This is a genomic window from Vibrio sp. sp1, assembly GCF_016920955.1.
In the GTDB taxonomy this organism is placed as follows: Bacteria; Pseudomonadota; Gammaproteobacteria; order Enterobacterales; family Vibrionaceae; genus Vibrio; species Vibrio alginolyticus.
The window spans coordinates 2166319-2186641 of the sequence record NZ_CP060589.1; the positions used below are offsets into that span (position 1 = coordinate 2166319).

The window sequence follows — 20323 nt, forward strand, 5'->3', positions numbered from 1 at the left end:
GTTGGCAGAAAAAGAATAAGAAGAAAGGTTATGAAAGACACTACACAAGAACGGGTATTTCAGGACGACATCATCAGGCAGATGGTGGCTAATGGCTGGGTGCAAGGCACTGGAGAGGGCTATAACCGCGAATCGGCATTGTATGAAGCGGACGTGCTGACCTTTATCAAACAGACGCAGCCGAAAGAGTGGGAGAAGTTCTGCAAAGTCTTCCCGACCGACTCAGAGCGCCACTTTCTCGATGCCTTGGTGACTCAGCTAAAAAAAGCCGATGAGAACGCCACTGATCGTGCGTCACGTACCTTTGGCACTTTGGGCGTGTTACGTCATGGTTTGAAAATCCGCAATGCCCGTTTTGAATTGTGTCAGTTTAAGCCAGAGCATAACCTCAACCCTGAAACCTTGGCGCGTTATCAGCAAAACATCTGCCGTATTGTGCCAGAGCTGGTTTACAGCCCGTATGCAACGCAAGCGGAATTCGACGCGACAGGCAAGCAAGCTAAGAAATGGCGCATTGACTTGGTGTTGTTCGTTAACGGCTTGCCCGTCTCTACTCTTGAGCTGAAATCTGAGTTCAAACAAGCGGTAGAAAATGCCATTGCGCAGTACAAACTCACTCGTTTACCGAAAGACCCTGCCACTAAAAAGCCAGAGCCGCTTTTGAGCTTTAAACGCGGTGCCTTAGTGCATTTTGCGGTAAGTCAGTATGAAGTCTACATGGCAACTAAGCTGGCGGGTGAAAATACCTTCTTCCTACCATTTAACAAAGGTACACACGATGGCGGCAAGGGCAATGATATTCCTGAAGATGAAAGTCGCTACGCTACTGATTACCTGTGGAATGAGGTGTTAACCCCAGACAACCTGCTCAATATCATCGGGCGCTTTATCCACCTTCAAATTGAAGAAAAGGAAGATTGGGAGGGGCGTAAAACCAAGAAAGAAACCCTGATCTTCCCGCGTTACCACCAGTGGGATGTGGTAACCAAGCTGGTTAATGCCGCAATTGAAGAGGGCAATGGCAATAAGTACCTGATCCAACACAGTGCAGGTTCGGGTAAATCCAACTCGATTGCATGGACAGCGCACCAACTTTCGACCTTGCATGACGCTAACGGCAACAAGCAATTTGATTCGGTGATTGTGGTCACTGACCGCACCGTTCTGGATGATCAGCTACAAGATACCATCTATCAGTTTGAACATGCAGATGGCGTGGTGGGGCGCATCAACCGTAAAGAAGGTGATGGCTCGAAATCAGAGAAGCTGGCATCGGCACTGGAAACCTCTCAGCCTATCATCATCGTGACCATTCAAACGTTCCCGCATGTGTTAAAAGCGATTGAGAACTCAACGTCACTGAAAGAGCGTCGTTACGCCATTATTGCCGATGAAGCGCACTCGTCACAAACAGGTGCAACGGCTCGCCAGCTCAAAGAAGTGTTGATGACGGATGAAGCCGATGATGACACCGAGCTTTCCTCAGAGGATATTCTTGATGCTACCGTTGCGGCTCGTCGAGGCAGTGCCAACCTGAGTTACTACGCCTTTACCGCCACACCAAAGCCAAAAACTTTGGAGTTGTTTGGGCGCAGACCTGACCCAGAGCAACCAGCTTCTAAACGTAACTTGCCAGTGGCTTACCATATATATTCCATGCGTCAGGCGATTGAGGAAGGCTTTATCCTTGATGTTTTGAAAAACTACACTAACTACAAAGTTATCTATCAGCTCAAACAGAAGCTGGAAGCGGAAGATAAAGAGGTTGATGCAGGCAAAGCTAAGCTGAAACTCAACAACTGGGTGCGCCTGCATGATCACAACATCTCGCAGAAAGTGAAGGTGATTGTTGAGCACTTCAAAAAGAACGTGATGGGTTTATTAGGTGGTCAAGCTAAGGCGATGGTGGTTACTAGTTCTCGTAAAGAAGCAGTACGCTACAAGTTGGCTTTTGATAAATACGTGGCAGAAAATAGTTATGCGGGGATTCGTGCGATGGTCGCGTTCTCTGGAGAAGTGGAATTTAATGCCGCCGACCCAGACAGCACGGCGTTTATGGATCAGAAATTTACTGAGCACAACATGAACCCTGATCTTAAAGGTCGTGAGATGCGCAAAGCCTTCAACACCGATGACTATCAAGTGATGTTGGTTGCCAACAAGTTCCAGACAGGCTTTGACCAACCGAAACTCTGTGCAATGTATGTAGATAAGAAGCTCGCTGGTGTTGAGTGTGTGCAGACGCTTTCTCGCCTCAACCGTATCTATCCGGGGAAAGCAGAATGTGGCACTTTCGTGCTCGATTTCTACAACGACCCGCAAGATATTCTTGATGCTTTCCAGCCTTATTATCAAGTGGCAGAGCTTGAGGATGTCACTGACCCTGACAAGATTTTCGACCTATCAGAGAAACTGCGTGCTAGCGGTATTTTCTTATGGTCGGAGGTAGATCAATTCGTTGATGCCTTCTTTACTAAGAACAAATCTAATGCGGCTATCAGTAATATCTGCAAGCCAGCGATAGACCGTTGGCGCAAGCGTTATACTTCTTCGGTAGAAGCATACATTCACGCTAAAAACGTGTTTGAACGTACCAAGAAAACAGGCGATGCAGTGTTAATCGCTAATGCAGAAAACACCTTCAAAGAGTGCAAACAGGAGAAAGACCGCCTAGAGATCTTCAAGAAAGACTTAGGTAGTTTTGTGCGCTTCTATGAGTTTATGTCGCAGATTGTTGATTATGACGACAAAGAGCTAGAGAAACTGAGCCTGTATGCACGCCACCTTCGCCCAATGCTGCGCGAGAAGGTGATTGAAGAGGATGAACTTGACCTCGGTAATGTGGTGATGAGCCACTATCGTCTGTCGAAGATCCGTCAGCAGGACATTCAGCTTCAAGAGAATACGCCAGAGTACAAGTTGCACCCAAGCAACGATGTTGGCACTGCCAAGCCAAAGGATAAGAAAGAAGAGTTCCTCTCTCACATAATTGAGCGATTGAACGAGGTGTTTGTTACCGACAACCTAACCGACAAAGACATGATCAATTATGCCTTTACGGTGCGTGACAAGCTCACAGAGAACGAAACAGTTATGAGTCAAATCGCCAATAACACGCGTGAGCAAGCCATGCTGGGCGACTTCCCACGTGCGATTGATGATGCGATTTTGAATAGTAACGAAGCACATCAGGAGCAGATGATGCAGTTGTTGTCTGATCCGAACAAAACCAAGCAATTTGCGCGGGTTATCTTCGATATGTTGAGCGGAGTGAAGTGATGGTAAACGAGGTATTCGTTATCAAGGTTTAAATTGTCTCTTAGGATATTTATCTAAGATATCCGGAAAGGCTTCGTTTATTAAAGGGACGAAGCCTTTTTCTAGGGCTAAGCTAATTGCCTTTTGCGTTCTTCGTCGAAGAAGTCGTATACAGTATCTACATGTGTATATAGAGAGTGTTCTAGAACAAACTGCCTGAACCGACCTTCAGACCAAGTCGCCATCTCTTCATAGTCGGGAGTGGGTTCTAGGATTAGTACATTTTCTTCTGCATGTACTTCGCTCCAGTGTTCACTAGCTTGTTGCTGAATATCACCATCTAAATCCAAATTATCTTCTAAGTTGTTCACAAAACTGACCCAATCGTCATTGCTAAGCCAAGCTCCATCAACCATATCTATTTGCAAATGATAAATCTCAGAGCCAGCAATGTACGGAGTAGGATTGCTTAGATAAGGTGTTTCAAGGACTAAACCATCATTAGTGATTGCGACACAAAGGCCTCCGCTCAAAGGCGGGCAAAGCACATCGCATTTTAGTAGCCTTTCAAACCTTGCGGTATTAGTGGTTTTTGAAACAGGTAAGCCACAAGCGATCAATGCGTTAATAAATTCGCTGACTTTAATTAGAATAATCGACTGGCTCTTCATCGATTCAAGGCTATTGCACTGTGCGTGCTTTGCTAGGGCTTGGTAGCCTTGATTAAGAGATAATGTGCGATTGTCTTTGGCGATGGTTCTATACTCATCTTTAAAGACTGAAAGTAACTGTACTGGAGTGAGTTCTGAAAATTGAGAATAAGCATTAACGTTCATACGGCCTCGATATCATGCTGGATTTTTTGACACACCGCGTTTGATTTTGTTGGTTTGCCAATGACCAGCATCTAGTCGTAGCAATATTAAATGAAGCACTTAAAAATGATCTCAGTTTACAGCAAACGCACCATTAGCCTGAGAGGGCGGTACAGAACTATAAATAGTAAATGACTAAAGTTCAAGAACTTAATGACTATGTGAGACGTTTAGGAATGTAGGGTAAGGCAGTAAGAATAAATAGTTGAAGTCAGAGAGGGGGTGACAGATGACGCACATATATATGTGCGTCATCTGTCACCCCCTCATACAATCTAATTAAACGCGGGCTAGAAAAGCTCTAACTATTCCACGACGGTGATGATGTCGCTTCGATTAGCCATTGCTCCCTTTTGCTGAACTGAAACAAGGTCTTTTTCTACCAGTGCTGTGAGGGCACGTTTGAATTTTTGAGTGGTTGTATTGGCAGCCACACCGTCTTTCGGAGGAAAGCAATGTGTACGTAGTTCTTCCCTTGTACAGCTCCCCCCAAAAATATCACGAAGTGCTTTAAGCAGAGGGTTGTTTTCATCATTTGTACTGTTTTTTTGGTTTTTGAACGTTGCTGGCGTCAGCGATGCGAGAGAGGTGACTGGTTCACCTTGTTTATTAAAGATATCTAATTCTACAGGTTGAAAATTAAAAACCACGTCTGGTGCTTCTGGTGCATCTTTCTGTTTGGTATTTCTTAACGTTACCAAATTAGCTTTTTTATCATATGCAACACTAAACTCATAATCACATGCGCAATGAAGTGTTGAGCTACCGCGGCTGCCTTTGGATACATCTTTGCCAGAATGATGAACAACTAGAATTGATGCGTTAGTTGCTTCTTTTAACAGGTCACAACCTCGTATAAATTTACCCATTGCGTCTGGATTGTTTTCATCCCCCTCAAAATTACGAGCAAGAGTATCAAGAACAATCAACTCAATTTTGACCCCCCTCGTGCTTTCGAGGTCGTGAACTGCCTCCAGAATGTCATCCCTAACTGATTGTTTTGATACGAACGCACTTTTCCCCAGTTTATATACGTGTTCTGCATTTTTTCCTGTGGCAAATTCCCAAGCTTTAACTCGCCTCGATATCCCTCTCTTTCCTTCTGCTGCAACATACATAACGGCACCAGCAAGAGTGTCGTAACTATGCCATTGTGAACTTGTTGCGATGGCACAACTTATATCAATAGCAATGAATGACTTACGAGTACTTGATGGCCCGTAAATAACACCAAATGACTCAGTTGGAATGAAATCATCAATAAGCCACGAATCAGGGTCATCATAACCGTAAGAACCACTTGTAAATGGTAGTTTGCCAAAAATAAATTGATGTTCTGAAGAGGATGAAATAACAGTATTTTTCATAGATAAATTAATAAGTTGATAAATTTAGGGTGATCGAAACCACTCACCCAAAAGTTAAGGTGAATAATCGTGATTATTTAAGTGTTTAGACGGTTATTTAGATGTGTTTGGGAATTCTCTAAAACCATTATCTAAAATAAAGGCTGTATCAAGAGAGTTAAAAGCCCAGCGAGAACCTGCCTTCCACCATTTACCTTCTGAGTTTTTGTATTCAACAGAATAAATAAAGGCAAGAAAGTTATTATTTTGATCGCTATACAACCGCTCTATACAATAATTAGTACGGATATTTCTTCTAGAGTTATAGATATAACCATCAGATTCACGGTTTGTGTCATTGTTCATTCAATTACCTCTTAATTATTAATTTAAAAAAGAAAAATAAGGAAGCACATTCTCTGTATGAGATGTATCAATCATATTTACCACAGGAGCCAGAATGCTAGGACGGTATTGCTCACTGTAGGTATCAAACGACTCAGAATTATGTTTATGGCCAACAATGCACTCTATAATCTCTTTAGAAACACCTAACTGTTTCAACTCATTGATGAACGTGTGTCGGAAAGAGTGTGCATCTAACCCTTTACCTAAACCCAATGAATCCCTACGGCGTTGAAACCACTTCGAAGCATTGTGTGAGTAGTACCCTTTAATAAGTGGTAGCTCTGGGAAGAGGCGACCTTTGCTCTTTGAATTTACGAATGCTAAGAAGCCTTTTGCAATCAATTCATTATGAATAGGGATCAGCCTGATAGATGAAGTATTTTTGACACTCTGCCCTTCGACGTTATCCCAAATCTTTAGACACTGGACACCATCTACTTGCAGTATGTCATCAATGGTTAGTTGGCAGATTTCGTTCAGCCTTGCCCCTGTGTAGCGTCCCAATAGCGGCACCCAATAGTAATAAGGGTGAAGGTAGCTATGTGATTTGTAGTCCTTCATTTTGAAAATGGCAGCAAGGTGTTGGTCGGAAAAGCATAGGCGTTTCTTTCCACCTTTTTCACTCTTTTTTGGAAGTCGATAGAATACATTGTCCTTAACGTATCCATGAGCTTTGCTCCAGTTAAGAAAAGTAGAGAACTTTTCGATTATCCCTTTGACGGTTGTAAGGGAAAGGCATGGTTTAGGCTTTGGCAGGGCAGCATTTTTGAAGATTACGTCGTACCCTGTTAGTCCCGTAAACTCAGAATGTTTCTTTGCGTTTGTGGGATAGTGGCTCAAGGCGTCTCGAACGTTTTCAGCTCCTGAACGATCAAGCTCGTTTAAGTCATCAAAGCCGATGAGGTGCAATACTCTCGTAAGAAGTTCATGATCTTGCTGGATGTTTTTTAGCTTAGATTTGCCGAGTTTGATACGTGAATCTGTGTAAGCATCTAGTAGTTCGACACCTGTTAGTGGTTCTAGTGTCTTATGGCTGCGTTGCACTGGCATTTTAAGACTGAGGATAGCTTCGAGATTTACGTTATCTCTGAAATTTGAGCGTAAGCTTTGTGCCACAGAAGAGGATAAATTCATAATAGTTCCTAATTAATCAATTGCTTTCCAATCAATCTAAGAAGGTCTTTCATGCCCGTAAAGAAAAAAAACCAGCAACCTATCAATCACATACATGTATGCATGTTTAACTGCAACTTGTTTTTTAAGTTGTTGTTTTTAAGTTGTTTATTTGGTTACTTTGAGATAATTACTGAAATAATGAGCGAATGAGTTTATTTTTTTGGGGCGTGAAATCACGCCCAAAATTAAAGCCACATAACTGTTTAAGAGGTAGCTAGGGTCACTCAGTTGAATAGTTTGTCACCTTATCTAGGGGGCGGGGATCAATCAGGTTTACGACAGTCATTACTTGCTCAATGTTCAGATCCTTCCCGTATCGGTCGTAGGTAATGTTATTTTGGGCATGACCGAGAATTGCTCCAGCAGCAATATGGGACACCTGTTTCTGTTTAAGTTGTGTGGCAACGGTATGGCGGAATGAATGAAAGTCCTGTCCTTTCGCAAAACCTAACCGAGTCTTGAACCTGCCGAACCATTTTGAAGCAGCACTGCCGAAGCCATCCCTTGAGTCCTTAAGCTCCGGAAATAGTCGGTCATGTTGAACTGAGGTTACAAAATCAATAAACCCGATATCAATTAGTCGTTGATGGATTGGTACAATTCGGCGGCTGGTTAAGTTCTTCAGTTTTTGCCCTTCAAACCTATCATCAATTTGGATCACCCAAACTCCTTCCATTTTGTATATATCAGCTTTGTAAAGCTGACAAAGTTCATTGAGGCGGGCGCCAGTGAAGTATCCAAGTAATGGAAGCCAGTAGTAATGGGGGTGCCTAAAGTCTTTCTCACAATGAACAGGAGTGCTGAACAACTTATGTAAATCGGCAGTAGAGTACGCAGATTTGGCAGCACTATCCTTTCTTTGCTTCTTAAACCTGATGGCTTTGAATGGATTAATATCAGTTAGTTCATTGAGAACACACCATTCAAAAAAGCCAGACATCTTTTGGCTATAGTCCTTGACGGATTCTTCACTGAGTGTCGGTAATCCAAGCTCTTTGTTCAGTTTAATCGCCTGAGTACCTGATAGCCCGTTGAATTGGTGATGCTTTTTAAGGTTTGTAGGGTAGAGGCGCAGTAAGTCGATAACTTGCTCGGCATCTGTTCGCCTAATGAACGTAAGCCGCTTTTTATTAAGTAGTGTCAACGCCAGTTTAAATTTGACCCACTTATCGACGTTATCGCCGAAGTAAAACTGACCCACCCATGTAATTAACTTCTACTTTCAGATAGGTTTTCCAGAACCGTTGGTATGGTTCCAGCCGCCTTCTTTCCTTTTAATCGATAGCTTTCACCGCTGATTTGTACGATGTGCGAGTGATGAAGAAGCCTATCGAGTAAAGCTGCCGTCAAGGTCGTATCGTCGGCGAACGCATTTGACCATTGGGAGAACGGCAGATTACTAGTCACGATAATGCTGCCTTGCTCATAACGCTTGGCGATGACATTGAAGAACAAGTTCGCTTCCTCTCTGCCGAACGGTAGATACCCGATTTCATCGACGATAAGGAGCTTTGGAGCGAGAACACTGCGTCTCAAGTAGCTTTCAAGTTTACCTTGAGCTTTCGCAGTGGAGAGTTGAAGCATCAAGTCTGCTGCCGTGATGAACCTTGTCTTTAAACCCTTTTGAACCGCTATGTGACCCAAGCTTACCGCAAGGTGACTTTTGCCAACGCCACTTGGCCCAAGTAGCACCACGTTTTCCTTTCGCTCGATGAAGGCCAACCCTGTTAGCTCTTTGAGCTGCTTTCTCGGAGCGCCTGTTGCGAACTTGAAGTCGTAGTCATCGAACGTTTTTTTCATTGGAAAGCTGGCGAACTTAGTCAGTGTGGCTCTTGTGCGTTCCGCTCGTGCTTCCAACTCTGCGTTCAGAAGTGACTCTAAGTAATCGGCTAGACTTAGTTCACGATGGTTGGCGGCTTCTGCTAATCTCGGCCATTCCTGACCGATAGCTTGTAGCTTCAGCGCTGCACAGGCAGCTTCAATGCGATTCATTTGAAGGTTCATGGTCGCACCTCCAACAGTGCATCATACGTTGATAGTGGGTGCTGGAAGCTCTCCAGCGGCACCACATTATCACTCATTGTTAGGGTTGTGACTGGGCGCGTTGGCGATGGGAGTAGCTGAAGTATAAAGCGCTCTTCATCTAAGAGAACTTGAGGCTTTGCACCTGTCGTTCTATGAGTTCGTTGATGAGCGACGGTTTCTAGCCATGCGCCGATATGCCCATTAAGAACATCGACGGTGATTTTAAGACCGTGCTGCTTGAGTGTCGCCGCAAGCGGAGTGACGAAGCTATTCTTCAAGTAAGAGTTAAAGCGCTCCACTTTCCCTTTGGTCTTTGCGCGATATGGACGACAGGCTCTTGGTTTAAAACTGTATTTCTTGGCGGCGGTGAGCAGTGCTGGATTCCAGCGGTGTTCACCTTCACCATAAGCATCACGCTCTATCATGATGGCTTTCGCATTATCGAACAGAACTTCTTTAGGGACGCCGCCGAAGTATTCAAACGCTTCTTCAAGACCTTGTATCCAGTCTTCTTGGCGCTCTCGTTCACTAAAGCGAACGAAGGTCGCTCTGCTATAACCAAGCGTTGCCACGAAGGCTTTAACACGTACACCGTAATGGGTGATGGTCGTAAAGTCGACTTGCATCTGCTCACCTGGCAATGTCTCGAATCGAACGACAGGGTCGATTGGCGTACTCGGTTTGTACTGCCTGATGTGCTCTTTGAGCATCGTTATACCGCCTTCGTAACCGAGAGATTTCAGCTCACGTAGTAAGACAGTTGCGGGTATCCAATAAGGCTTTGCGGCTTCAATGCGGGTGCGCAAGTAGTCATGGTAAGGCTGCAGTTTGGTTGGTCGAGATTGCCGCTCGGGATACACAGGCGCTTTGCTTTTATCTCGAAGATAAGTGCGAACTGTATTCCTTGAGATACCCAGATCCTTTGCGATGCGGCGGATGCTTCGCCCTTGCTGATGTAAAACGTGTATTTCCACTAGTTGCTCCTGATTGATCATAATCCGCCGTTTTGTCCATTTACGAACGGATAGTTTGCCTCAGGTGGGCCAATTTTAAATCGGCGTTAGTGGGTCATTTTTACATCGGCGCTGACAGTAGATCTAAAACTACGTTGCATTTCGCTTTCAGCATTACCGCTGACTTGTCGGATAGGTGAGCACTCTTGTATTTAATGAATAGCTCTAGCGCATGTTGAGGTGTGCCGCTCGAACGTTGTTTGGGTCTTTGCACTGCAATAGAGTTAGGTGGTGTTTGAACCTCTAGTTTTTTATTTTTGTTACGGGGGAGAGGCGAAGTTAGGCTTTTCCGTATTTCTATCTCAAGCTGCAACGCATGAATTGTTGCAAGTTGTTTATCGGATGTTTTTAGTGAACGTTTGATTTCCCTGCGCCCATCGAATAGGTGTCGGTGCTCTGAGGGGATTTGAAAGCGAAACTGCCAAATGCCAGATTTAGAGATAGATAAATAGCGCATGTTTTAGTACCAAAATGTAGTACAAACAGCCTAATATCGAAGTGGTGAATACAAAAAGGGCGATAACTCAGAGAGTTACCGCCCTTTCCAAACGTTTGGTGGAGCTGGCGGGAGTTGAACCCGCGTCCGAAAACCGTTCATCATTGGTACTACATGCTTAGTCGATCTTTAATTTCGCCACCCACCTGCGAACCGACACGCTAATGAATGACTAGCCTGAATTAAAATTCGCCGTTCATCTCTCAGGCGGGAGAATCCGGGCTAGCGCGTTTGGGTTTGATCCCTCGTTGATCCCCGTCTTACGTGCGGAAGCTAGGGCGAGAGAGCTCTTAGCAGGTTATTAAGCTGCTAGTGCGTAGTTTTCGTCGTTTGCGACTATTTTTTTGCGGTTTGTTAACGAGGCCTACCGCACCTCGGCATGCACCTCAGACTTCTGAATTCCCGTCGAATCCTAAATCAGCCCCAGGTAATATTCGCATAGTAACAGAAAAGCATTGGCTGTCCAGTACTATGCGTTTAAGTGGTCAAGATTAACGCAGCGCGCTCTTCATTACGCGTGCTTTTTCTCTTGCCCAGTCTTTTTCTTTTAGATCCGTACGTTTATCGTGCAGCTTTTTACCTTTTGCTACGCCAATTTTTAGTTTCACCCAAGAGCGAGACCAGTACAGTGAGAGGGCCGTTAATGTCATACCTTCACGGTTTACACGTCCGAATAGATTATCCAGCTCACGACGACTCATTAGTAGTTTACGCACACGTGTAGGATTCGCCACAACGTGTGTCGATGCCTGATTTAAAGGAGTGATTGTCATGCCACTCACAAAGGCTTCACCGTCACGCATAAATACGTAACTTTCAGAAATATTGGCTTTACCTTGGCGAAGGGCTTTCACTTCCCAACCTTGGAGCTCCAAGCCAGCTTCGATTTCATCATCGATGAAATACTCGTGGCGAGCTTTTTTATTCAGCGCGATAGTATTGCTACCCGCTTTTTGTTTCGTTTTTTTCTTTGCCATAATAGCGTCATTATACGGGTTGGATATCGGATAGGAAATCCTTTTATTTGCGCAATCGTGGAATAAAAGTAAAATTGGCGAGTAGCTTTAAATCTGTACATGTATCGATAGGAGTATGTATGAAGCAAGTCAGCCGTTCTGCGCTTGTGTCTTTTAGCGCCGAACAGATGTTCAATCTGGTTAATGATGTTGCTAAATACCCTGAATTTCTGCCTGGTTGCTCGGGCTCTAGAATCATTGAGTCTTCGGGGAATGGTATGGTGGCTTCTGTCGATGTGGCGAAGGCTGGAATCAGCAAAACGTTTACGACTTCAAATGAGTTGATCCCCGGTCAGGCAATTATGATGAACTTGGTGGATGGCCCGTTTAAGACGTTGCGTGGTGGTTGGATTTTTACCGCGCTAGATGAGCAAGCTTGCAAGGTTGAACTAAAGCTTGAGTTTGAATTCTCAAGTAAAATGATTGAGATGGCCTTCGGTAAGATTTTTAACGAGCTTACTAGTAATATGGTAAATGCATTTACTAAACGCGCAAAACAGGTCTACGAGTGTTATGAGTATTGAGTCAGATATGATTCACGTTGAGGTTGTCTATGCTCTTCCTCATGAACAGCGTGTATTTAACTTAGTGGTAAATAATCACGCAACGGTAGAAGAGATCATTCGACAATCCGGTGTATTGGAGTTGTACCCTGAAATTGATTTGTCCAAGAACAAAGTGGGTGTGTTTAGTCGTAACGTGAAGTTGGATGCGACCGTTCGAGATCGAGACCGAATAGAGATTTATCGTCCGTTACTCGCCGATCCGAAAGAGATTCGCCGTAAAAGGGCGGAGCAGGCTAAAGCCGAGGGAAGTGCAGACCCAGTCACCGGTGGCAAGCCTAGTACTGTACGTAAAAATAAGCAGGATTAATATAAACCCAATAGCTCATGTGAGTTACTCAAAGTTTGACTAACGTGATTTCTATATAATAAAAAACCTCCCAAACGGGAGGTTTTTTTGCAAAAGTCAGTTTACTGAATTTGCTCGTAAAATGCGTCACTTTTTGGAAAGTCACCACTGATGTCTGCGAGTGTGCCTTGGTCATTAAAGTTTACAATCAGATCTTTCTGTACTGGTTCGCCATGGCCAGGAGTATGATGATAGATGTAATACCAAGTGTTTGGATAGCCGTTTTCAATAAGCATTGGCGACCCTAATACGAAGCGAACCTGTGCTTTAGTCATCCCAAACTTTAATTTATCAACCGCACTTTGTTCTACATAGTTGCCTTGGTTGATATCAATACGATAAACCAGTCTTTCCAATACCGAACATCCTGTCAGCAATGTCATTGCTAATGGTACGGCAACTAACCACTTCTTTAATTGCATAATAATTTCTTAGTAACCTTTAAAATACTGCGCTGATAATAAACAAGCTCGACGCAGATGTAAAAAGCTATGCGTCGTATGGTAGACAATCTGACAACGAATTTTGAGTTGAGTTGCATTTATTCACCGATATTAGGCGGTAAATGTCACCACATGACGTATTAGTTAGGTGACGAAGAGCAAATTTCAATCGGAAGTAGGGTGATGGACGCTTTCAGCGGTGAGCAAAGCCTAGTGACTCGTTAGTCGGTTTTGGCGAATTCGCGTAATGCATCACCTGAAAAACGATAATACTCTTTTTCATGAATTAGTGTTGCACCAATTGAGCGGTAAAACTGACCTGCGGTAGGGTTACTACTTTCAGCTGTCCAGTCCAACCTTTGGCATCTACACTTGATCGCCAAAGATGCCAGATACTTCATTAACTTGAGACCAACCCCTTTTCCTCGAACCTTCGAAGATACGAACAGATCTTTTAAGTACATCTGCCCTGAGAGTTTTGGGGCAGGGAACATGACGGTATAAGATGCAAAGCCTACGACGTCATCATTATCGTAAACCGCAATGATATTAACACCAGAATGTTCAGAGAAGACTTGGCTCTTTAGATAATGGACCAGATCGTGTTTTGATGAAGCTTTTTCTTTGAAGTAGTAATGTTCTAACTCAATAAAAATAGGGATGAGATCTAAGCAGTTGGTTTTGTGTATTGCTCTGATATCCATATCTCATCCCTTGTCGATCTATTAAGCGGCGATAAGCAGTTCTTTTGCGTTTGCCAACGTTGAGTCGGTTATTTGACTACCACCAAGTAAGCGAGCTAATTCTGCCACACGTTGTTGTTCATCTAATGCGTGCATTTGGGTTTCGGTTTGGCCTGCTTTGGTTTGCTTAGCAACAAACATTTGTTGATGGCCGCATCCGGCAACTTGAGGGAGGTGAGTGACACACAATACTTGAGTAGATTCGCCAAGCTTGCGTAGCATTTTGCCCACTACGGCAGCTGTTGGGCCACTAATACCTACATCCACTTCATCGAAGATTAAACTTGGTGTATCTACTTTCTGAGCGGTGATCACTTGGATAGCTAGAGATATACGTGATAGCTCACCGCCTGACGCAACTTTTGCTATAGGTTGCAATGGTTGTCCCGGGTTGGTCGATACTAAGAAGCACACGCTGTCCATGCCAAGCGGCGATGGGTGCGTGTTGTCATTGCTAACTTCGATACTGAATACTGCTTTCTCCATGCTCAATTCGTGCATGCTTTGTGTGATCAGTTTGTTCAGTTCTTTTGCGTAACGGCTGCGTGATTTGTGCAGTTTTTCTGCTTGTGTTAGAAAGCTTTGGTACTTGTGTTCTACTTCTTGAGCAAGCTCATCTAAACGTTCATCGGAGCAATCTAACGCTTCTACTTGGGCCAGAAGATCTTGATGATGTTGGTATAGTTCTTCTGGCATTACGTGGTGTTTACGAGCTACAGACATCACTTTAGAAAAACGTTCTTCTACATAAGCCATACGAGCAGGATCAACATCGATGCCATCTAAGTAGCTGCGTAATTCATTCTTCGTTTCTTCAAGTTGAATCATCGCTTCTGACAGCATGTTAGGTAGCTCAGATAGCTTTTCATCTAATTCGGCTAATTGAATTAGGGAGTGATTGGCCGATTGCAAAATACCAAGCGCATTGACTTCTTCACCTTCGTAAATAAGTTCGATGGCTTGCTGACAGGTAGTGGCGAGTTCACCACTGTTGGATAGTCGTTTGTGCTCTTGCTCGAGCTCTGCAAATTCTTCTTCACCTAGCGATAACTCATTCAGTTCTTTGATTTGGTATTCAAGCAACTGTTTTTGCGCCTGGTTTTGCTGGCTATTTTCTTTTAGCTGCTTGAGGTTATTATCCGCCTGACGCCAATGCTGGTAAGCACTTCGTGTGCTTTTTAGTAGGTTTAAATGCCCAGCATATTGGTCGAGCATGGCCATTTGGTGCTCACTTTTCATCAATTGATGATGAGCGTGCTGCCCATGGATATTGATAAGTAGCTGCCCTAGAGATTTGAGTTGTGATAGTGGAACAGGGCTGCCATTAATGAAGGCTCTTGAGCGGCCTTCTTTTGTGATAATACGACGCAAAATACACTCACTGCCATCTAGCAGATCGTTATCTTCTAACCAACGTGTTGCATGTAAGTTGTTGTCCAATAAAAAAGCGGCGCTAACTTCGGTTTTCTCTTCACCTTGTCGCACCATGCCGGCATCGGCTCGTCCGCCTAAGCAGAGCCCTAAAGCATCGATAGCAATGGATTTACCCGCGCCTGTTTCACCTGTAATGGTGGTCATGCCCTTAGAAAGCTCGAGTTGTAAAGACTTAACAATCGCAAAATTATTAACACTTAGATGAGCCAGCATTTTATTTACCTGTATAACTGAACAATACTGTATAAGAGAACAGTATATACTGTTTCTTTATACAGTAAAGTCGGGTAGGGAAAATTTTCTTTGTAGGCTGTTTTTTTGTGATGAAGTGGGAAAAATGAGCCGATGTGATTACAACGACTCATTAAAATTGAACAGGTTACGGACGAGTTGGGTTAATCGTTAGTGGTTCTAGTGTGACGACTGCATTCACACCTGCACCTGGGTGATCTACGTATGAAGTGTCTTGCATTAGAGTGTAGTAAACGTCGACGAAGTCATCATCATTCGTGAGTACACCATCGGGGATAGTGTCGATGATCTTGTTCGTGATTTGCGGAATAATCGCGTAAGCCTGAACTTCTGGATCTGGAATCGCTTTCAATACTTCTTCGGCAACTTGAACAAGGAGTTTTGCCAATTGTTTATAGTCTGTGCCGTCATCTTGCTCCATGAGCACAATGTCTGCCGCACCCCAGCGGTAACGAGACCAGTGAATAATGATCTGATTTGGATAGTAATCTTGGTTATCGTAGTCTAAGTATGGAAGCTCCACCAAATCGAGAGTAGGTTCATCACGACTTGGATTGACGCCCGTTACGATAGCGTAGATTTCTGCCTTGCCAGAGATCCAAGGTTCTTTGTCATCGGCTAGACGGATCTTTTTCAACTGCGTGGTTTGAATTGGAGCCGCTTCGCCCACTGCGCTACTTGACAATAGCGGTGTATTTTGGCGTTGTTCATCAGCAATATATGGTTGAACTAAAGCTGGTTGACCGAGTTTTTTCATCTCAGCTTGCATAGCTTGCAAGCCTGCTTTTAGCTCTGCAGAGCTATTGTTATCAACGACAAGTACAGGTACCTCAGGGAGCTGGTAAACATCGAGTTGATGGATGTTGCCATAAACATCAAATGCTTCGATGTATTGCCAATTCTCATCATCACCACTTGGTTCAAATGCAAATAATGGCTCGACCTCGCCACTTTGCCATGCTGTTATCATGGCTTCATTTGCCAAGCGAACTTCTAACAACTGATCAGAGTATTCAGAAATACCTTTCCAGCTACGAATTTGAGTGTCAGCTTGTACAAGCTGGCGGCTGAACTCTGAGTTAGGGTTTTGCTTAACAAATGCTGATACAGACACGTTAGTCTGTTGCGGAGTAATATCTCTTCTCAGCATGGGTTCAATGGCAGCATAGTTCTCACTCAATTGTTGAGCTAGGGCCCGTTTCGTCTTAGTGATATCTTCCGCTTTTGCATTGGACACACTGTTGACTTGCGTTTCCTCTGATTGGCAGCCAATAAGTGCTAATGTACTGAGAACAGACAGAATGATGGTTTTCTTCATAATATGTCCTTTATTGATTGTATGAAATAGAGTTAATACTCTATTCATGGTGAGAATATCACCGGACATAGATCATTGAATTTGCTTTTCTATCTTTTGTGTAAAGTTTGCCCACAGGATCAAAATTTATAAGCTTCTCTTTAATGATGACAAATATCGTGTCGCCTCACTACTTTGTGTCTATTTCTTGTCTAAGAAAGCCAAAAGCCAGTAGCAATTGAGCTGCTGGCTTTTTTATTGAAGTTATTACCCTGAGTAACAAGTGTTAGAACAATTTACTAGACCAGCCAAGCTTATTCCGTAAGACGTGATAGTAGCTGTAGTCTTTTGGATGGATGAGCTTTAGTACATTTGGACTTTGATAGATGTGAATTTCGTCGCCAGGGGTAACTGGAAGTGAGACTTGTCCATCACAGCTAACTTCTTGTGTTCCACGGTTTTCTGGTGATACCACCAATTTAATTCGACGTTTTCCATCAACCACCAAAGGTCGACTCGACAATGTATGCGGGAACATTGGCACGAGTGAAATGGCATTCAAGCTAGGAGAAAGAATTGGGCCGCCGCCAGAAAGTGAATATGCCGTCGAGCCAGTCGGAGTGGAGACAATCAAACCGTCGGCCCGTAAAGAGAAGGCGAAGCTTTCATCTATGTACACTTCAAATTCAATCATATGGGCAATTTGCCCTGGGTGAAGTACGGCTTCGTTTAGCGCAGCGTTATGACTCTTTATTTGTCCGTGGCGGTGTACTTCCGCCTCTAAAAGAAAACGCTCCTCTTCAATATACTCACCGTCGAGTACCGCTTGCAGAGACGCTTGGAAGTCGTCTGGGTTCAAGTCAGTTAAGAAGCCCAGATTTCCACGGTTCACGCCTATAACTGGTACATCAAATCGGGATAAAATTCTTGCTGCACCTAGCATGTTGCCATCGCCACCAACCACAATGGCTAGATCGGCATTTTTTCCTAGTTCAACTAAGCTAGCAAACTGACTCTGTGGGATATCATCCAGTATTGCGGCAAGGCGATCGTCAATGAATACTTTATAGCCCTCAGAGGTCAACCATTGGTACAACTCTTTATGAGTTTGAATTGCTTGTTGATCTCTTGGTTTTCCGATAATCGCGATCACGTTACATGGATTTTTCATAGCATTTCCGCATTAAAGAGGCTTGAATCAGGAATCTTCATCCCCATAATAATGGCAAGTCACCTAAATATGCGAATTTTTATGTGGTTAAAGCCCGCAAAAACGCGCATGGCTTTAAGGGCATTATGTTGAATTCTGGAGATATCATGAGCAACGAAGAAAACAAAGTTACAGAAGAAGAGCTTGATCAAATCATCGAAGAGGCTGAAAAAGTAGAAGCTGAAGCACAAGAAGTTGAAGCTGAGCTTGAAGAGCTTGGTGATGAGACAGACGCTAAGATTGCTCAACTAGAAGCGGCACTATTGTCTAGCGAGGCAAAAGTAAAAGAGCAACAAGATGCGGTGTTGCGTTCTAAAGCTGAAGTAGAAAACATGCGTCGTCGCACTGAGCAAGAGATCGATAAAGCACGTAAGTTTGCGTTGAACAAGTTTGCAGAAGAGCTGCTTCCTGTTATTGATAACCTAGAGCGTGCAATTCAAGCGGCAGATACAGAGAATGAAACTGTGAAGCCGTTCCTAGAAGGCGTTGAACTAACACATAAAACGTTTGTAGACGTTGTAGCGAAATTTGGCTTGAAAGCAATCAACCCTGAAGGTGAAGCATTCAATCCAGAGTTCCATCAAGCGATGTCGATTCAGGAGAGCCCTGATCATGAATCAAACACTGTTATGTTTGTTATGCAAAAAGGTTACGAACTAAACGGCCGTGTGATTCGTCCGGCAATGGTAATGGTTGCTAAGTAACTTTAACTGCCTGTTTTTTAAATATAAAAGCGCCCATCATTTTTGATGGGCGCTTTTTTGTTTTAAACATAAATGACTGCATCGAACTTCGTTGTATATCGATAAATGAAAATTTGATCCCCTTCATATTTTTTCCTATTGGTTAATTATTTTCCTATAGGAGATTTTCTCTCATCTCGCTGCGTGTTTATTAACGGAAAGGGCTATAAGTGATTGTAATCATTCGTTGTGTGAATGTTTGTTCTGCATAGGAATGTAAATATAGTCATTTTTTCTAAAACAATGTCGTTAACAAAAATGTAAATTATCACTTTATTTTGTAACTTCGGTGTGTATGATTTGCGACTAATGCTTTAAAAGTAAGCATATATAACTACAAAAATGTAAATAGTAAACACAACATATCGGAGATTTATAATGGATAAATCGCTTTCTAGTAAGATTTTTATAGGCTTGTTTGCCGGCCTTGTGCTGGGGACAGCAATTCAGTACTTATTTAGCGGTATTGCGATTTTTGATACATACCTACTTGGAGCAGCAGAAGGTGTTGGCGGCATGTTCGTCTCACTGATCAAATTGCTTGTTGTTCCTTTAGTTTACGTTTCAATCGTATGCGGCATTGTTGACTTGAAAGACATCAGTGCATTTGGTCGTCTTGGTGGAAAAACTTTTACCCTTTACATTCTTAACACCATCATTGCGATTACGGCGGCTTTGACTGTCGGCTTGATCTTCCAGCCAGGAGCGGGCGCTAATCTAGCAGGAACGGTATCTGAGGCTGTACAGCTGACAACGACAGAGACGCCGGACATTTTCTCTTTAGTTGTTAACATTGTTCCTAGCAATCCTGTACAAGCGTTTGCTAGCGGCGACATGCTGCAAATCATCTTTATGGCAATTTTGACGGGGCTTGCAATTCAAGCTTTGGATTCTCGTGGTGGCCCAGCTATTCGCACATTCAAAATGGCAAATGAAATCATGATGAAATTGGTTGGATTAGTGATGAGTCTTGCACCATATGGTGTGTTCGCACTAATGATTCAACTAGGTGCAACGCTAAACGCCAATACATTAATGTCCGTTGCCGGTTACGTGGCTTTGGTGGTTGCGATGTTGGTGTTCTGGATCTTCTTCTTCTACCCAATGGCAGTGAGTATTGCGACAGGAACTTCTCCAAAGACTTTCCTACGTGCAACTCGTGAGCAGATTCTTTTCTCTCTATCTACCGCGAGCTCAAACGCGACTATCCCGGTAACGATGCGCACACTGACAGAAAAGCTTCAGGTCTCTAAATCGGTTGCTGGCTTCGGTGTACCACTGGGCGCAACGATGAATATGTCTGGTGTGTCTATCTATATTGCTCTCGCAACGATGTTTGTTGCGAACGCTTTTGGCCAGCCAATTAACACCGCAGACATCTTTACACTTGGCTTAACTATTCTTCTGTTATCTATTGGTGCTGGCGGCGTTCCTGGGGGCGGCGTGGTAATGGTAGGCGTTTTGCTTCACCAGCTAGGTTTACCACCTGAAGGTTTGGCAATCATTGCAGCGGTCGACCGTATTAATGATATGTTCTGTACATCATCTAACGTTGTCGGCGACACGGCAGTGAACACCATTGTTGCAAAAACAGAAGGTGAGATAGGTAAAGAAGAAGGTGTTGATGCTGAGCCTGCTCAAGCGAACGCCTAATACCTTGAATAATTTATTTTAAC

At 43.6% G+C, this 20323-nt stretch carries 19 protein-coding genes and 1 other RNA gene; 5 read left to right on the forward strand and 15 right to left on the reverse strand.

The window, feature by feature from the left end; genetic code table 11:
* The first annotated feature begins 30 nt into the window (after positions 1 to 30).
* On the forward strand, positions 31 to 3279 hold the full coding sequence (locus H9L11_RS10165) for a DEAD/DEAH box helicase family protein (protein WP_140063070.1): 3249 nt from the start codon (positions 31 to 33) through the stop codon (positions 3277 to 3279).
* Positions 3280 to 3386: 107 nt separating this feature from the next.
* Here the strand turns inward: H9L11_RS10165 and H9L11_RS10170 are convergent, their stop codons facing one another.
* From H9L11_RS10170 to smpB, 10 genes are all read right to left on the reverse strand, one after another.
* Positions 3387 to 4094 carry a hypothetical protein gene (locus H9L11_RS10170; RefSeq protein WP_025501817.1) on the reverse strand — a complete coding sequence of 236 codons (708 nt, stop codon included), beginning with the start codon at positions 4092 to 4094 and terminating at the stop codon, positions 3387 to 3389.
* 344 nt (positions 4095 to 4438) lie between these two features.
* Positions 4439 to 5500 carry a helicase RepA family protein gene (locus H9L11_RS10175; protein WP_005398076.1) on the reverse strand — a complete coding sequence of 354 codons (1062 nt, stop codon included), beginning with the start codon at positions 5498 to 5500 and terminating at the stop codon, positions 4439 to 4441.
* 93 nt (positions 5501 to 5593) lie between these two features.
* Positions 5594 to 5845: a hypothetical protein gene (locus H9L11_RS10180; protein ID WP_065768113.1), complete on the reverse strand. Its 252-nt coding sequence runs from the start codon at positions 5843 to 5845 to the stop codon at positions 5594 to 5596.
* Positions 5846 to 5863: 18 nt separating this feature from the next.
* Entirely contained in the window at positions 5864 to 7021 is a 1158-nt protein-coding gene (locus H9L11_RS10185) for a site-specific integrase (protein WP_140063072.1), read from the reverse strand.
* A gap of 262 nt (positions 7022 to 7283) precedes the next feature.
* Entirely contained in the window at positions 7284 to 8264 is a 981-nt protein-coding gene (locus H9L11_RS10190) for a site-specific integrase (protein WP_240199927.1), read from the reverse strand.
* A gap of 8 nt (positions 8265 to 8272) precedes the next feature.
* Entirely contained in the window at positions 8273 to 9067 is a 795-nt protein-coding gene (gene istB, locus H9L11_RS10195; RefSeq protein ID WP_205390738.1) for an IS21-like element helper ATPase IstB, read from the reverse strand.
* A complete protein-coding gene (gene istA, locus H9L11_RS10200; RefSeq protein ID WP_205390739.1) occupies positions 9064 to 10083 on the reverse strand; it encodes an IS21 family transposase in 1020 nt (339 codons plus the stop codon). Before istA ends, istB begins: the two co-directional genes overlap by 4 nt.
* A 79-nt stretch (positions 10084 to 10162) precedes the next feature.
* Positions 10163 to 10558 carry a DUF6538 domain-containing protein gene (locus tag H9L11_RS10205; RefSeq protein ID WP_205390740.1) on the reverse strand — a complete coding sequence of 132 codons (396 nt, stop codon included), beginning with the start codon at positions 10556 to 10558 and terminating at the stop codon, positions 10163 to 10165.
* A gap of 96 nt (positions 10559 to 10654) precedes the next feature.
* Positions 10655 to 11022, reverse strand: a transfer-messenger RNA (tmRNA) gene (ssrA, locus tag H9L11_RS10210).
* A 66-nt stretch (positions 11023 to 11088) separates the two neighbouring features.
* Positions 11089 to 11574 (reverse strand): SsrA-binding protein SmpB, encoded by a 486-nt coding sequence (gene smpB / locus H9L11_RS10215; protein WP_005381642.1) that lies wholly within the window; start codon positions 11572 to 11574, stop codon positions 11089 to 11091.
* A 119-nt stretch (positions 11575 to 11693) separates the two neighbouring features.
* Between smpB and H9L11_RS10220 the strand changes: the two genes are divergently transcribed.
* Entirely contained in the window at positions 11694 to 12137 is a 444-nt protein-coding gene (locus H9L11_RS10220) for an SRPBCC family protein (RefSeq protein ID WP_005381641.1), read from the forward strand.
* Positions 12127 to 12486 (forward strand): RnfH family protein, encoded by a 360-nt coding sequence (locus H9L11_RS10225; RefSeq protein ID WP_064376794.1) that lies wholly within the window; start codon positions 12127 to 12129, stop codon positions 12484 to 12486. Before H9L11_RS10220 ends, H9L11_RS10225 begins: the two co-directional genes overlap by 11 nt.
* A gap of 101 nt (positions 12487 to 12587) precedes the next feature.
* Here H9L11_RS10225 and bamE read toward each other — a convergent pair whose 3' ends face one another.
* The 5 genes from bamE to nadK form a co-directional block, all read right to left on the reverse strand.
* Complete coding sequence (gene bamE, locus H9L11_RS10230) at positions 12588 to 12947, reverse strand: outer membrane protein assembly factor BamE (RefSeq protein ID WP_017820585.1); 360 nt, start codon at positions 12945 to 12947, stop codon at positions 12588 to 12590.
* Positions 12948 to 13189: 242 nt separating this feature from the next.
* The gene (locus tag H9L11_RS10235; protein WP_064376795.1) at positions 13190 to 13672 is read right to left on the reverse strand and encodes a GNAT family N-acetyltransferase; all 483 of its coding nucleotides are present in this window, start codon (positions 13670 to 13672) and stop codon (positions 13190 to 13192) included.
* A 21-nt stretch (positions 13673 to 13693) separates the two neighbouring features.
* The gene (recN, locus tag H9L11_RS10240; protein ID WP_005383750.1) at positions 13694 to 15358 is read right to left on the reverse strand and encodes a DNA repair protein RecN; all 1665 of its coding nucleotides are present in this window, start codon (positions 15356 to 15358) and stop codon (positions 13694 to 13696) included.
* A 166-nt stretch (positions 15359 to 15524) separates the two neighbouring features.
* Positions 15525 to 16715, reverse strand: a complete 1191-nt coding sequence (locus tag H9L11_RS10245; protein ID WP_005383752.1) for a DUF3103 domain-containing protein — start codon at positions 16713 to 16715, stop codon at positions 15525 to 15527.
* A gap of 265 nt (positions 16716 to 16980) precedes the next feature.
* A complete protein-coding gene (nadK, locus tag H9L11_RS10250) occupies positions 16981 to 17865 on the reverse strand; it encodes an NAD(+) kinase (RefSeq protein WP_005381631.1) in 885 nt (294 codons plus the stop codon).
* A 146-nt stretch (positions 17866 to 18011) separates the two neighbouring features.
* Here nadK and grpE point away from each other — a divergent pair, with 146 nt between their 5' ends.
* Both grpE and H9L11_RS10260 read left to right on the forward strand, forming a co-directional pair.
* A complete protein-coding gene (gene grpE / locus H9L11_RS10255; RefSeq protein WP_021034134.1) occupies positions 18012 to 18608 on the forward strand; it encodes a nucleotide exchange factor GrpE in 597 nt (198 codons plus the stop codon).
* 417 nt (positions 18609 to 19025) lie between these two features.
* A complete protein-coding gene (locus tag H9L11_RS10260) occupies positions 19026 to 20300 on the forward strand; it encodes a dicarboxylate/amino acid:cation symporter (RefSeq protein WP_005381625.1) in 1275 nt (424 codons plus the stop codon).
* Positions 20301 to 20323 lie beyond the last annotated feature (23 nt).

Coding starts and splice junctions, on each gene's coding strand:
- H9L11_RS10235 (WP_064376795.1), bottom strand. CDS start 13,672: ATGGATATCAGAGCAATACACAAAACCAACTGCTTAGATCTCATCCCT.
- H9L11_RS10225 (WP_064376794.1), top strand. CDS start 12,127: ATGAGTATTGAGTCAGATATGATTCACGTTGAGGTTGTCTATGCTCTT.
- H9L11_RS10180 (WP_065768113.1), bottom strand. CDS start 5,845: ATGAACAATGACACAAACCGTGAATCTGATGGTTATATCTATAACTCT.
- istA (WP_205390739.1), bottom strand. CDS start 10,083: ATGATCAATCAGGAGCAACTAGTGGAAATACACGTTTTACATCAGCAA.
- bamE (WP_017820585.1), bottom strand. CDS start 12,947: ATGCAATTAAAGAAGTGGTTAGTTGCCGTACCATTAGCAATGACATTG.
- H9L11_RS10245 (WP_005383752.1), bottom strand. CDS start 16,715: ATGAAGAAAACCATCATTCTGTCTGTTCTCAGTACATTAGCACTTATT.
- H9L11_RS10185 (WP_140063072.1), bottom strand. CDS start 7,021: ATGAATTTATCCTCTTCTGTGGCACAAAGCTTACGCTCAAATTTCAGA.
- H9L11_RS10170 (WP_025501817.1), bottom strand. CDS start 4,094: ATGAACGTTAATGCTTATTCTCAATTTTCAGAACTCACTCCAGTACAG.
- grpE (WP_021034134.1), top strand. CDS start 18,012: ATGAGCAACGAAGAAAACAAAGTTACAGAAGAAGAGCTTGATCAAATC.
- nadK (WP_005381631.1), bottom strand. CDS start 17,865: ATGAAAAATCCATGTAACGTGATCGCGATTATCGGAAAACCAAGAGAT.
- smpB (WP_005381642.1), bottom strand. CDS start 11,574: ATGGCAAAGAAAAAAACGAAACAAAAAGCGGGTAGCAATACTATCGCG.
- H9L11_RS10220 (WP_005381641.1), top strand. CDS start 11,694: ATGAAGCAAGTCAGCCGTTCTGCGCTTGTGTCTTTTAGCGCCGAACAG.
- istB (WP_205390738.1), bottom strand. CDS start 9,067: ATGAACCTTCAAATGAATCGCATTGAAGCTGCCTGTGCAGCGCTGAAG.
- recN (WP_005383750.1), bottom strand. CDS start 15,358: ATGCTGGCTCATCTAAGTGTTAATAATTTTGCGATTGTTAAGTCTTTA.
- H9L11_RS10175 (WP_005398076.1), bottom strand. CDS start 5,500: ATGAAAAATACTGTTATTTCATCCTCTTCAGAACATCAATTTATTTTT.
- H9L11_RS10205 (WP_205390740.1), bottom strand. CDS start 10,558: ATGCGCTATTTATCTATCTCTAAATCTGGCATTTGGCAGTTTCGCTTT.
- H9L11_RS10165 (WP_140063070.1), top strand. CDS start 31: ATGAAAGACACTACACAAGAACGGGTATTTCAGGACGACATCATCAGG.
- H9L11_RS10260 (WP_005381625.1), top strand. CDS start 19,026: ATGGATAAATCGCTTTCTAGTAAGATTTTTATAGGCTTGTTTGCCGGC.